Source organism: Micrococcus luteus (assembly GCF_022664405.1).
Classification (GTDB): Bacteria; Actinomycetota; Actinomycetes; order Actinomycetales; family Micrococcaceae; genus Micrococcus; species Micrococcus luteus.
Window position 1 is genome coordinate 44,857 of sequence record NZ_JAKRLB010000008.1, and the last position, 12,519, is coordinate 57,375.

At 76.0% G+C, this 12,519-nt stretch carries 10 protein-coding genes and 1 pseudogene; 8 read left to right on the forward strand and 3 right to left on the reverse strand.

The window, feature by feature from the left end:
- The first annotated feature begins 111 nt into the window (after nt 1–111).
- From MF605_RS05235 to MF605_RS05245, 3 genes are read left to right on the forward strand one after another with little or no spacing between them, the layout of a single operon-like run.
- Entirely contained in the window at nt 112–966 is an 855-nt protein-coding gene (locus MF605_RS05235; protein WP_134416782.1) for an ABC transporter ATP-binding protein, read from the forward strand.
- On the forward strand, nt 963–1,982 hold the full coding sequence (locus MF605_RS05240; RefSeq protein WP_134416784.1) for an aliphatic sulfonate ABC transporter substrate-binding protein: 1,020 nt from the start codon (nt 963–965) through the stop codon (nt 1,980–1,982). Before MF605_RS05235 ends, MF605_RS05240 begins: the two co-directional genes overlap by 4 nt.
- The gene (locus MF605_RS05245; protein ID WP_134416786.1) at nt 1,979–2,845 is read left to right on the forward strand and encodes an ABC transporter permease; all 867 of its coding nucleotides are present in this window, start codon (nt 1,979–1,981) and stop codon (nt 2,843–2,845) included. The genes MF605_RS05240 and MF605_RS05245 overlap by 4 nt, the downstream gene beginning before the upstream one ends.
- Before the next feature lie 31 nt (nt 2,846–2,876).
- Here the strand turns inward: MF605_RS05245 and MF605_RS05250 are convergent, their stop codons facing one another.
- Nucleotides 2,877–4,133 carry an acyl-CoA dehydrogenase family protein gene (locus MF605_RS05250; protein ID WP_134416788.1) on the reverse strand — a complete coding sequence of 419 codons (1,257 nt, stop codon included), beginning with the start codon at nt 4,131–4,133 and terminating at the stop codon, nt 2,877–2,879.
- 210 nt (nt 4,134–4,343) lie between these two features.
- On the opposite strand from MF605_RS05250, the gene acs reads away from it, so the two are divergent.
- Nucleotides 4,344–6,548 carry an acetate--CoA ligase gene (gene acs, locus MF605_RS05255; RefSeq protein ID WP_134416790.1) on the forward strand — a complete coding sequence of 735 codons (2,205 nt, stop codon included), beginning with the start codon at nt 4,344–4,346 and terminating at the stop codon, nt 6,546–6,548.
- Here acs and MF605_RS05260 read toward each other — a convergent pair.
- Entirely contained in the window at nt 6,497–7,786 is a 1,290-nt protein-coding gene (locus tag MF605_RS05260; protein ID WP_134416792.1) for a M20 metallopeptidase family protein, read from the reverse strand. The genes acs and MF605_RS05260 overlap by 52 nt on opposite strands.
- Before the next feature lie 197 nt (nt 7,787–7,983).
- Nucleotides 7,984–8,862, reverse strand: a pseudogene (locus MF605_RS05265) (siderophore-interacting protein).
- 202 nt (nt 8,863–9,064) lie between these two features.
- Between MF605_RS05265 and MF605_RS05270 the strand changes: the two are divergent.
- From MF605_RS05270 to MF605_RS05285, 4 genes are all read left to right on the forward strand, one after another.
- Complete coding sequence (locus MF605_RS05270; RefSeq protein ID WP_095695245.1) at nt 9,065–9,949, forward strand: EamA family transporter; 885 nt, start codon at nt 9,065–9,067, stop codon at nt 9,947–9,949.
- A gap of 9 nt (nt 9,950–9,958) precedes the next feature.
- Nucleotides 9,959–10,765 (forward strand): DUF1648 domain-containing protein, encoded by an 807-nt coding sequence (locus MF605_RS05275; protein WP_095695244.1) that lies wholly within the window; start codon nt 9,959–9,961, stop codon nt 10,763–10,765.
- An 8-nt stretch (nt 10,766–10,773) separates the two neighbouring features.
- Nucleotides 10,774–11,310 (forward strand): metallophosphoesterase family protein, encoded by a 537-nt coding sequence (locus MF605_RS05280; RefSeq protein ID WP_134416794.1) that lies wholly within the window; start codon nt 10,774–10,776, stop codon nt 11,308–11,310.
- A gap of 207 nt (nt 11,311–11,517) precedes the next feature.
- Nucleotides 11,518–12,450, forward strand: a complete 933-nt coding sequence (locus tag MF605_RS05285) for a hypothetical protein (RefSeq protein WP_134416796.1) — start codon at nt 11,518–11,520, stop codon at nt 12,448–12,450.
- The last annotated feature ends 69 nt before the right edge of the window (nt 12,451–12,519 follow it).

The following is a 12,519-nucleotide window of genomic DNA, read 5'->3' on the forward strand; positions in this document are numbered from 1 at the left end:
CCGGCGTCGACAGCGGGGCAGACTCGCAGCCGACCGGGCCCGCGGTGGTTTGCTGGCATCCGCATCCGCCCGGCGCCGGCACCGACGACGAAGCGACGATGGGAGCCCTCCATGAGCGTGCACGCGCCTTCCCGTGCCACCGCCTCCACCCCGGCCCGGGACGAGGACCGTCACAGCCTCGACGTCGTCTTCCGCGGCGTCGGGCGCACGTTCCCCACCGCGGACGGACCACGCGTCGTCCTGCGCGACGTGGACCTGACCGTGGCGCCCGGCGAGGTGCTCGCCGTGATCGGTGCCTCCGGCTGCGGCAAGTCCACGCTGCTGCGCGCCGTGGCCGGCCTGGACCCGGACTTCGACGGAGAGCTGCTGATCGACGGCTCGCCCGTGCGCCCCTATGACGAACGCACCGCCGTCGGCTTCCAGGAGCCGCGCCTGCTGCCCTGGCGCACCCTGCGCCGCAACGTGGAACTCGGCCTGCCCCGGGGGCGGGGGCTGGACCGCGCCGCGGGCCGGGACCGCGTGCAGGAGCTGCTCGAGCTCGTGGGCCTCGCGCCCTTCGCGGAGCACCGCCCCCGGGAGGTCTCCGGCGGCATGGCCCAGCGGGCCTCGCTCGCCCGCGCCCTGGCGCGCCGCCCCGGCGTGCTGCTGCTCGATGAGCCCTTCGGCGCCCTCGACGCCCTGACCCGTCTGAAGATGCAGGACCTGCTGCTGGACGTGCACGCCGCCACCGGCACCACCGTCCTGCTCATCACCCACGACGTGGAGGAAGCCCTGCAGCTCGCCGACCGCGTGCTGCTGCTCGCCCGTGACGTCCCGGTACCCGACGGCGTGGCCCGCCCCGGAGCGACCGTGGGGCGGATCGTGGACGTGCCGGGGGCCCGCCCCCGCGACCGCGCGGACACCCGCCTGGCCCGGCTGCGCTCCGAGCTCCTCGAGGGCCTCGGCGTCGAGAGCCACGCCCGATGAGCGGCGCCGGCTCCACACGCCTGACCCGTCGCACGGCGCTCGGCCTGCTGGCCGCGTCCCTGCCCCTGGGCCTGAGCGGATGTGTCCTGCAGGGTGAGGCGGGGGCCGGCCCGGTGAATGACCGGGACACGCTGAGCATCGACTACGCCACCTACAACCCGCTCTCCCTCGTGATCCGCCACCAGGGATGGCTGGAGGAGACGCTCGCGCCCCGCGGCGTCCGGGTGAACTGGGTGTTCTCCGCCGGTTCCAACAAAGCCAACGAGCTCCTGCGCTCGAACTCCGTGGACATCGGGTCGACGGCCGGCTCGGCCGCGCTGCTGAACCGGGCCAACGGAGCGCCCACACGCATCGTGGGCATCGCCTCCCGACCGGAGTGGTCCGCGCTCATGGTCCCGCCCGGCTCGGACATCACGGACGTCGCCCAGCTCGCGGGCCGCACGGTGGCCGCCACGCGCGGGACGGATCCCTACTTCTTCGCCGTGCAGGCGCTCGAGGCCGCCGGGGTGGACCCGGCCGACGTCGAGATCCAGAACCTGCAGCACGCCGACGGCCGCGCCGCCCTCGCCGGCGGTTCGGTGGCCGCGTGGTCCGGGCTCGACCCCATCATGGCGAAGGCCGAGGCCGAGGGCGCCCGCTTCCTGTACCGCGACCTCGCCCTGAACACGTTCTCCGTCCTCAACGCCACGGAGTCCTTCCTCGAGGAGGACCCGGAGACCGCCCAGACCGTCCTGGACACGTACGAACGCGCCCGCGCCTGGGCGCTCGAGCACCCGGACGAGACCATCGGGATCCTGGCCGAGGCCGCGAAGATCTCTCCCGACGTCGCCCGCACCGTGATCCTCGAACGCACCAACGCGGACGTCAGCCCCGTGCCGGGCCAGGAGCTGCTCGACGCCCTGACGGGGGTCGGACGGATCCTGGTCGACACCGGGTCCGTCGACTACCAGCACCAGGTGGACGCCGCGCTGGCGAGCATCCTGGACACCCGTTTCGCCGAGGAGGCCACCCGATGAGCACCGCCCTGACCACCCCCGCCGCGACGACGGGCCTCGAGGCGCGCGAGCGGTCAGGTCACGACGACGGCGACACAGGGGCACGCCGACGGCCGCGGCCCCGGGTGCTGGACCGGCTCGGCGCCCGGGCGGTGGTGGGCCTGGCCGTGCCCGCTGTCCTCCTGGTGCTGTGGTGGGCGGTGACGGCCGCCGGGCTGCTCTCCGCGGTGCAGCTGCCCTCCCCCGGCGCGGTGCTGAGCGCCGGCGTCAACCTGCTGGAGCGGGGCGACCTGTGGCTGCACGTGGGGATCTCCACCCAGCGCGTGCTGCTGGGCTTCCTGCTCGGCGCCGCACTCGGGCTGGCCGTGGGGTCCGCGCTCGGGCTGTCCCGGTGGGCGGACGCGCTGTTCGCCCCGCTGATCGGGGCGCTGCGCGCGGTGCCCTCGCTGGCCTGGGTGCCGCTGCTGATCCTGTGGATGCAGATCGGCGAGGAGTCCAAGGTCACCCTCATCGCGATCGGCGCGTTCTTCCCGGTGTTCACCACCGTCTACGCCGCCCTGCGCCATGTGGACCCGCACCTGGTGGAGGCCGGTCGGGCCTTCGGCTACCACGGGCTGTCCCTGCTGCGGACGGTGCAGCTGCCCGCCGTGGTGCCGGCCGTGTTCTCCGGCCTGCGGCTGGCCCTGGCCCAGGCCTGGCTGTTCCTGGTGGCCGCGGAGCTGATCGCCTCCTCGATGGGCCTGGGCTTCCTGCTCACCGACTCGCAGAACAACGGACGCACGGACCGCCTGATCCTGGCGATCATCCTGCTCGCCGTGCTCGGCAAGCTCACCGACTGGCTGCTCGGCCTGCTGGAGCGCCGGGCCCTGCGCCGCTGGGCCTGAGCCCGGCACGTCCGGCCGCCCGGTCGTCGGGTCAGTCCCCCTCGGGGACCTCGCCGGCCGACGTGTAGGCGGTCGGCGGGGTGCCGTTCACGAGCCAGTCGCCGGCCATGCGCACCTTGAACGCCGCCGGGTCGTGGGTGGCGAGGGTGCGGGCGTTGCGCCAGTGCCGGTCGAGCCGCAGCGTGGCCGACGTCGCCGACGCGCCGAGCGTGTCGAAGATGCGGGTGCACACCTCGAGGACGGCCTCCGGCACCACGGCCTGGGCCCGGTACGCGGCCGCCATCGCCTCGGCGGACGCCGCCACGACGTCGGCCTCCGCCGGGCCGGCCCCGTCGGCGCCGTCCTGCCCCTCGTCGAGCAGCCGCCCGATCTCGCGCACCATCAGCTCGGCCGCGGCCTGCCGCCCGGCCAGCTGCCCCATGATCTCGAGGAGCTGGGGGTCGTCCTTGGGCAGCGCGGCCGTGCCGGTGTTGAAGGTGCGGCGCCGCTGCCGCAGCAGCTGCGTGCCCTCCGTGAGCGCCGCCCGGCCGATCCCGGCCTGCAGCGCCAGCAGGGTCGCCTCCATGAGCACGGGCACGGGCCCGTCCTGCCGCGGCACCTCGAGCAGCTCCTCGGCCGCGGCGTCGTCGAGCACCACGGACCCGGTGGCGGTCAGGCGCTGGCCGAAGCCGTCCCAGTCGTCCTTGATGCCCACGCGCGGCTGACGCACGCGCACGACGGCGACGGCCCGGTCCGGCTCGCGGACCGCGCCCCCGGCCCGCTTGGAGTTCCGGCGGGAGACGAGGTCCGCCCCCTCGATGCCCACGGTCGCGGCGGTCCACGTGGCGAAGGCCGAGCCGGTCGCGTAGTACTTCTGCCCCCGCACGACCCAGGTGCCGCCCTCGTCCCGGCTGGCCAGGGTGGCGGCACGGCCCGGCGCGGCCCCGCCGGCGCGTTCGGCCAGGGCGGAGCCGGCCCAGTCCCCGTCGACGATGTGCCGCAGCCACCGCTCCCGACGGGCGGGCGCCTGGTCCATGGCCGTGGCGATGAACACGAGGTGGGAGCGCCAGACGTGCGCGGTGTTCACGTCCCGGGCGGCCAGGTCCATGAGCAGGCGCAGCACGGTCTCGCTGCCGCCGCCCTCGCCGCCCGCGTCCTCGGGGACACCGACCTTGCCGAACCCGGCGGCCTGCAGCTCCCCGAGGGCGACGAACGGCAGGTGCCGGCCCGCCTCGCGGGCCCGCTCGCCGTGGGCGACGGAGTCGAAGGCGTCGGCGTACCGGGCGGCGAGGGTGGCGTAGGTGGTCATGGCCCTACTCTGACACGCGCGGGCGGGCCGGCGGCCGGGGCGACCCGGCCGTGGGACGGGATCCACACCGGCCGCCGTCGCCCTGGCCCGCGCCGGGCGCCCGCGGGGGTCCGGCGGGCCGAGCATGACCGCCGGTGACGACGGCGGGCGGGGCGCCGTCGTCGTCGTCCCTAGCCTGGTCGGACCCGCCGACCAGGAGGACCGCCGCCCATGACGCCCACCGAGGACCCCGCCCGCCCCGACCCGGCCGAGGAGGGCGCCTCCGGGGCCGTCCGCGGACCGAACGACGGCGTGCCCGCCGCGGCCCTCGCCACGCTGCCCGGCCCCCTCCCGCAGGCGCTCGTCGACGCCGCCGACCCGGACGTCCACCCCGGCCGCCCGGCGGACCGGCTGCACGGCGGGCGCGGCGACGGCCGCCCGGTGGCCGAGGCGGACCGGCTCGCGTTCTGGGAGGCGGCCGGCCGACGTCTGAGCTGGGAGCGACCCTTCACCCGGACGCGCTCCCTCACCGCCCCGGACCCGGCCGCCGAGCGCGGCCCGGAGATCCGCTGGTACGAGGACGGCACCCTGAACGTGGCCGTGAACTGCGTGGACCGCCACGTGGCGGCGGGGCGCGGGGAGAAGGTCGCCCTGTACTTCGAGGGCGAGCCCGGCGACCGCCGCGCCGTCACCTACGCACAGCTGCAGCGCGAGGTCGCCCAGGCCGCGAACGCCCTCGAGGAGCTGGGCATCGAGGCGGGCGACCGCGTCGTCGTGTACCTGCCCGTGCTCGTCGAGACGATCGTCATCACGCTGGCGTGCGCGCGGATCGGCGCCGTGCACTCGCTCGTGTTCGGCGGGTTCTCGGCGGAGGCGCTGCGGTTCCGCGTGGAGGACACGGGCGCCAAGCTGCTCGTCACCACCGACGGCCAGTTCCGCCGCGGCACCGCCGTCCCCGTGAAGGCCAACGCGGACGAGGCCGTGTCCGGGGACAACGCGATCGAGCACGTCCTCGTCCTGGACCGCACGGGCCACCGGGACATCCCGTGGACCGAGGGCCGGGACCTGTGGTGGCACGACGTCGTGGACCGCCAGCCGGACACCCACACCCCGCGCGCCTTCGACGCGGAGCACCCGCTGTTCATCATGTACACCTCCGGCACCACGGGACAGCCCAAGGGGCTCGTGCACACCTCCGGCGGGTACCTCGCCGCGGCCTCGTGGACACACGACTTCCTGTTCTCCCACCCGGACCCGGCACGGCGCGACGACGACGTCCACTGGTGCACCGCGGACCTGGCCTGGGTCACCGCGCACACCTACGAGATCTACGGTCCGCTCTCGAACGGGGTCACGCAGGTGATCTACGAGGGCGTGCCGAACGCCCCGCACCCGGGCCGGCACTTCGAGGTGATCGAGCGCTACCGGGTGACGAGCTACTACACGGCGCCCACCCTGATCCGCTCGCTCAAGGGCTGGCATCCGGACGGGATCCCGGCGCACGCGGACGGCGGTCCGGACCTGTCCTCGATCCGTCTGATCGGGACCGTGGGCGAGTCCGTGAACCCGGAGGCCTGGACGTGGGCCCGCACCCAGATCGGCCGGGACACCCCGGACCTGCCGATGGTGGACACGTGGTGGCAGTCCGAGACGGGCGCCACCGTGCTCTCCCCCCGCCCCACGGACACGGCCTTCAAGCCGGGCTGCGGCTCCCGGCCCCTACCGGGGGTGGACGTGGCCGTGGTCGACGACGACGGCGCCCCCACGCCCGAGGGCCTGCAGGGCCGGATCGTGGTCACCCGCACTTCGCCGGCGATGGCGCGGACCGTGTGGCGGAACCCGGCCCGCTACTTCCACTCGTACTGGGAGGACTACGCGGACCAGGGCGAGGCGGGCTGGTTCCTCGCCGGCGACGGCGCCAAGCGGGACGAGGACGGCGACGTCTGGATCCTCGGGCGCGTGGACGACGTCATCAACATCTCCGGGCACCGGCTGAGCACCATCGAGATCGAGTCCGCCCTCGTGGCGCACCCGGAGGTGATCGAGGCGGGGGTGTGCCCCGTGCCGCACGAGACCACCGGGCACGCCGCCGTCGCCTTCGTGGTGGCGCACGAGAGCTGGCTGGCCGGCGATGACGGCCCCGGCGCCTCCGCCGCCGACCGCGCCGAGGAGCTGCGGCGGCACGTGGGGCGGGTGATCGGGCCGGTGGCCAAGCCCGCCGAGGTGGTCTTCGTCCCCGACGTGCCCAAGACCCGCTCGGGCAAGATCATGCGGCGGCTGCTGACGCAGCTGCACCAGGGCACCGCGCTCGGGGACACCACGAGCCTGCAGAACGAGCCGTGCGTCGGGCAGATCGCCGAGGTGCTCCGGGCCGGCCGCCGCGCTCAGGACGCCGGCACCGGCGCCGTCCGCAGCGCCAGCTCGGCCAGCACCTGAGCGGCCCGCGGCACCACGGCGTCGTCGAACACGGCCTGCGGGGAGTGGTTGACCGGCGCCTCATCCGGGTCCACGCCCTCCGGGACCGCCCCGAGCAGGATGTAGGCGCCGGGCACCCGCTGGAGGACCTCGGAGAAGTCCTCGCTGCCGGGCTCGGGCTCGGGCAGCTCCCGGTAGGCGTCGGACCCGTAGAGGTCCTCCACGGTCCGGCGGACGAAGGCCACCGCGTCCGCGTCGTTGGCCGTCACCGGGAACGCGCAGTCCGTCCGGACCTGTGCGCTCATGCCGTGCGCCGCGGCGATCCCGTGCACCATGCGCTCCACGGCCGAGAGCAGCCGGGCGCGGGCGGGCGCGGAGAAGGTCCGCAGGGTGAGGGCGAGGGTGGCGCTGTCCGGGATGATGTTGGCTGCCGTGCCCGCGCTCAGGTGCCCGACGGTCGCGACCACCGGGTCGAAGGCGTCGAACTGCCGGGTGACCACGGACTGCAGCGCCAGCACCATCTCGGCGGCCACGGGCACCGGATCCTGGGCCAGGTGCGGCACCGAGCCGTGCCCGCCTCGACCGTGCACCGTCACCACCAGGTCGTCGCAGCCGGCCTGGATCGCCCCCGGGCGGCTGAGCAGGACGCCGCGCGGGTACGTGCCCGAGGAGACATGGATCGCGTAGGCGGCGTCCACCGGTCGCCCGGCCGCCTCCAGCAGTCCCTCCTGGATCATGTGCAGGGCGCCGCCGCCGGTCTCCTCCCCGGGCTGGAACATGGCCACCACGTCGGCGGCGAGCTCCCCGCGACGGCGCACCAGCCAGGCCAGCGCGCCGTAGAGGCCGGCGGTGTGCAGGTCGTGGCCGCAGGCGTGCATGGTGCCCGGCACGGAGGGGGCGTACTCCAGCCCGGTCTCCTCCGTGACGGGCAGGGCGTCCATGTCCCCCCGCAGCAGCACGACCGGCCGCCGGGTCCCCTCCGGCAGCGGGGCCCCGCCGCGCAGCACCACGACGACGGAGCTCAGCGCCCGGCCCACGCTCGTCTCCAGCGCGGGGCGGCCGGTGGCGGCATCCTCCCCCGCCTCGGCGCGCAGGGCCTCGAGCCGCTCGAGGACGGCGGCCTGGGTGCGGGGCAGGTGCAGGTCCAGCTCCGGATGCCCGTGGAGGCGCCGGCGGAAGGCGATCGCCTCCCGTGCGATGTCCTCCGGCAGGTCCGGGGCGAGGACGTTCGCGGGCGGGGTGGGAGCGGTGCGGTCCATCAGGACATCATGCCGTGGCGCCCCGCCGGCCCACCCGGATCGCGCAGCGGGTCAGCCGGCCAGCTCCTGCAGCTCGGTCAGGTCGAAGACGTCCTCCGAGGCGGGGGCCTCGTGCGCCTCGACCGCGTTCCACTCGGTGAAGGTGGCGTTCGCGGCGGGCCGGAGGCGCAGCCGCGGATGTGCCGTCCCTGTGCGGGTCAGCCGCCGGTGGTGCCGTCCTCGAAGATCTGCCCCGCCGGGGTCTGCTTCTCCGCCTGGAACACGTCCTCGGCGCGGCCGTAGGCCCAGTACGCGCTCACCGACAGCTGCCGCCGGTCCACGCCGCGCACGTCCGTGAGGTACGCCCGGACGCGCTTGACCTGCTCCCGCTCGCCGTGCACGAACGCGTGCACCCGCCCCTCCCGCCACGCCGCATCCTCGACGGCGGCGGCGAACCGCGTCGTCTCCGGGGTGAAGGGGCCGCCGCGGTGCAGCCAGCGCACCTCGACGCCGGCCGGCGCGGTCAGGGGCACCTCGTCCCGGGCGTCGGTCACCTCGATCAGCGCGAGACCGGCCGCCGCGGCGTCCGTGGCGGCGAGGTCCTCGAGGGCGGCGGCGATCGCCGGCAGCGCGGACTCATCGCCGGCGAGCAGGTGTCAGTCAGCGGTGGGGTCGGGTCGGTAGGCGCCGCCGGGGCCCAGGAACGCGACCTGCTGCCCCACCGGCTCGGACGCCGCCCACGCCCCGGCCAGGCCGCCGTCGCGTCCGGGGGCGGCGCCGTCGTCGGACGCGCCGTGGACCACGAAGTCGACGTCCATGGTGCGGGCGGCCGCGTCCATGCGGCGCACCGTGTAGGTGCGGCGGACCGGCAGCTGCTCCGGGGCGAGGCGCTCGCGGAGGGCGTCCAGGTCGTACGGGGGCTCGAGGCCGAGCGCGGGGCCGGCGAAGAGCAGCTTCACGTACTGGTCCGTGGCGCCCTTCTCCGCCCAGCGGGCGTGGACGGCGTCGAACTGCTCGCCGCCGAGGGTCAGGCGCACGAGGTGCGGGGTGAGCCGGCGGGCGGCCAGCACGGTGAGGACGGTCTGGGGCCGGGCCATGCGGGCCTCCTGGGGTCGGGGGCGGGGTCTGCGCGGGCACGCGTCCCCCACTCTCCCACGACGAGGCGGATTAGCGCACGTCAGCGTGATGTTTTCCGCGGCCTCGGGGTCAGCGGAACCGGGCCCCCCGGTGGTCCTCCGGCAGCAGCGGTCCCGCGCCGGCCGGGGCCGGGGTGGCGCGGCGCGCCCCTAGGCTGTGGGCGTGCGTCTCGTCCTGCTCGTCCTGCTCTCGCTGCTGAGCCAGCAGCTCGGCGCGTCCGTGGCGGGCCTGCTGTTCGACGACGTCGGCGCGTCCGCCATGGTCGCCCTGCGCGTGGTGTTCTCCGCGGCCGTGCTGCTGCTCGTCACCCGGCCGAGCCGCGCCGCCCTCGCCGGCCTGGGCCCCCGGGGGTGGGCCGCCGTCGTCGGGCTGGGCGCGGCCATGACCGGCATGAACCTGGCCATCTACGAGGCGTTCGCGCGGATCCCGCAGGGCGTGGCCGTGACGTTCGAGGTGCTCGGGCCGCTGGCGCTGTCCGTGGCGGCGAGGCCGTCGTGGCGGTCGGCGGCGTGGGCGGCCCTCGCGCTCGCCGGGATCGGGGTGCTCGGCCGGGAGGGGTTCAGCGCGGACGGCGGGATCGGCGGGGCGGGACTGGACCCGGTGGGGGTGGCGCTCGCGCTGGCCGCGGCGGCGTGCTGGGCGGCATACATCCTGCTCTCGCAGCGTGCGGGGACCCATCTGCCGGGGGTGCAGGGGCTGGCCCTGGCGACGGCGGCCGGGTCCCTCGTGGCGCTGCCGGTCGGCGTCGCGACGGCGGGGGCGGCCCTGCTCTCTCCCGTGGTGCTGGGCGTGGGGCTGGCCGTGGCGCTGCTGTCCACGGCGGTGCCGTACGGGATCGACCTGCAGGTGCTGCGCCGCATGCCGACCGCACTGTTCTCCCTGCTGACGTGCCTCTCGCCGATCGCAGCGGCGCTGACCGCGTGGGCCGTGCGCGGGCAGGAGCTCACCCCGCTGGACCTGGCGGGGATGCTGCTGGTGATCGCGGCGTGCGCGGCCGCCGTCTGGACGAGCCGGTCACCGGGTGTGGCGGGCGGGGGCCGCGGCTAGCCTGGGTCGATGCCCCACCCGCCCCGTCCCACTCCCGACGACGTCCCCGCCGCCGAGCGCGCCGCCCTGCGCCGTGGCCGGCTGCGTCCGTGGCTGCCGTTCCTGCTCGCGGCCGCACTGTGCCTGGCGCTGCTGGGGTGGGCCCTCGTCGCCCTGCCGGGCCTGCCGGAGCGGGTGCCCACGCACTGGGGCGTCGACGGGCGACCGGATGCGTGGGAGGACACCTCGTTCGGCACGGTGGCGGTGGGGCCGCTGATCGGCCTCGGCGTGACGGGGTTCCTGGCCCTGGTCTCCGCGATGGTCACCGCCCTCGTCCCCACGGATCCGGCGCTGTCCCCGTGGCGGCGCGTGCGCCAGGCGGGGGTGCACCGCGGGGTCCAGGAAAGCCTCGGGTGGTCGTGCGTGCTCATCGTGCTGGTGCTGGCCCCGATGACGGCCGAGGTGCTCGCCGCCGGGGCGTGGACGATGCCGTGGTGGATCCTGCCCCTCACGCTGACCGTGCTCATGGTGGGCGTCTTCCCGGCGATGCGGGCCGGCACGCAGCGGTGGACGCGCTGGTCGGACCGCGTCGCGGCGGAGCTCGGGTACCGGCCCACGGCCGCGGAACGCGCCGAGGACGAGGTGTGGACGCCCCTGGGGCTCAAGCGCGACCCCGACGATCCGGCCGTCTTCCCCGCCAAACGCCCCGGCTACGGCGTGGGCGTGACGGTCAACCTCGCCACCCCGGTGGGCCGGTGGCTGGTGCGCGGATTCGTGGCCGTGTTCATCATCGGCCTGCCGCTGGCGCTCTGGCTCGGCGCGTTCGCCGCGCGGTGAGGCGGACCGTGTCCGACGACGTCGCCGTCCGCCTGCTCCTGATCGCCGACACCCACATCCCGCGGCGTGCCCGCGCCCTGCCCGCGCAGGTGTGGGCCGGGGTGGCGCGGGCCGACGTCGTGCTCCACGCCGGCGACTGGGTGGCCGAGGACGTGCTCGACGACCTCGACGCACGGGCCGCCCGGCTGGTGGGCGTGTGGGGCAACAACGACGGGCCGGGGCTGCGGGCGCGGCTGCCCGAGGTGGCGCGCGTGGAGATCGGCGGGGTGCGGATCGCGATGGTCCACGAGACGGGCCCGGCGGCCGGCCGCGAGCGCCGCATGGCCGCGGCGTTCCCGGACGCGGACGTGCTGGTCTTCGGGCACAGCCATATCCCGTGGGACACCGTGGCCGGGCCGGAGACCGCGAACCCGGGCCTGCGGCTGCTGAACCCCGGCTCCTGCACGGACCGGCGACGGCAGCCGGTGTGCACGCTCATGCGCGCGGTGGTGCGGGGCGGTCGGCTCGAGGACGTGGAGCTGGTGCCGGTCGACCGCACGCCGTGACCGACGGGCCGACCTCTCGCCCGCAACGCGGGTTGAGTTATCACCGGTCCAGGCGGCGCGCACCCGTGATAACTCAACCCGCGTCGCGCCGGGGCCGCCGTGTCCGGCGGGCCGGCCGCTCCTGCACAGCCACCACGACGACGGCGGCCCTCCCCAGGGCGCGTCGGTCCGGTCCGTCGCAGGGCCCGGGGGCGGCAGGCTCACCCCATGACCGCGCGCACGCCCCTGCCGTCCACCCTCGCCGCGGGCGCCTTCACGACGGCCGAGCTGCACGCCGCCGGCCTGCCGTGGCGCCGCACCCTCGCGGCAGACCTCGCCCGGATCTGCCGCGGCGTGCACACCGCGGGCATCCCCGACCCGTGCGCCCCGGACGGCGCGGCCGCGCTGGTCCGCCTCACGGGCGGGGTGGTCTCCCACGTCTCTGCCGCCCTCTGGCACGGACTGCCGCTGCCGCCCCGCCTCGCGCGGCCCGCCGGACTGCACCTGACCTTCGACCGCTCCGCGCGCACGCACCGGACCGACCTGGACGGCGTCGTCAGCCACCGGGTGCGGCTGCCCTCCGACCACGTGCTCGAGCTTCCCGACGGCCAGCGCGTCACGACGGCGGCGCGCACCTGGTTCGACCTCGCCGGGATGCTCCGCCCCCACGAGGTGGACTGGCTCATCGCGGCCGGCGACCACGTGGTGCGTCCGCCGTGGACGCCGACGGGCCGGGCGGACCCCGTGGCCACCGTGTCCGAGCTGTCGGAGGTGCTCGCCCGCTGCCGTGGCCGGCCGGGTGTCCGTCTCGCACGTGCCGCGCTGGCGGAGGTGCGCGTCGGGGCCGACTCCCCGCCCGAGACCTTCCTCCGGCTCGCGCTGATCCGGGCCGGGCTGCCGGAGCCGGAGCTGCAGGTCGCCGTCGACCCGGCCGACCCGGCCTCGCCCGTCGTGGACCTCGGGTACCGGGGGGCGCGCCTGGCCCTCCAGTACGACGGCGCCGGCCACCGCACGGCTCAGCAGCAGGCGAGGGACGCCCGTCGGGACGCGTACTGCCTCGAGCGGGAATGGACGACCCTGCGCTGCACCTGGGAGGACCAGCGCGCTGGGTTCGGGCGGATCGTGGGGCTGGTCCGGCGTCGGCTCGCCCGCACGCGCTGATCCGCCCCCGCGGCCAACACGGGTTGAGTTGTCACGGGTCCCGTCCAACGCGGGTTGAGTTGTCACGGG

Bases quoted from the DNA above. Each gene is read 5' to 3' on its own strand.
- MF605_RS05235 (WP_134416782.1), top strand. From the start codon at position 112: ATGAGCGTGCACGCGCCTTCCCGTGCCACCGCCTCCACCCCGGCCCGG.
- MF605_RS05240 (WP_134416784.1), top strand. From the start codon at position 963: ATGAGCGGCGCCGGCTCCACACGCCTGACCCGTCGCACGGCGCTCGGC.
- MF605_RS05245 (WP_134416786.1), top strand. From the start codon at position 1,979: ATGAGCACCGCCCTGACCACCCCCGCCGCGACGACGGGCCTCGAGGCG.
- MF605_RS05250 (WP_134416788.1), bottom strand. From the start codon at position 4,133: ATGACCACCTACGCCACCCTCGCCGCCCGGTACGCCGACGCCTTCGAC.
- acs (WP_134416790.1), top strand. From the start codon at position 4,344: ATGACGCCCACCGAGGACCCCGCCCGCCCCGACCCGGCCGAGGAGGGC.
- MF605_RS05260 (WP_134416792.1), bottom strand. From the start codon at position 7,786: ATGGACCGCACCGCTCCCACCCCGCCCGCGAACGTCCTCGCCCCGGAC.
- MF605_RS05275 (WP_095695244.1), top strand. From the start codon at position 9,959: ATGCCCCACCCGCCCCGTCCCACTCCCGACGACGTCCCCGCCGCCGAG.
- MF605_RS05285 (WP_134416796.1), top strand. From the start codon at position 11,518: ATGACCGCGCGCACGCCCCTGCCGTCCACCCTCGCCGCGGGCGCCTTC.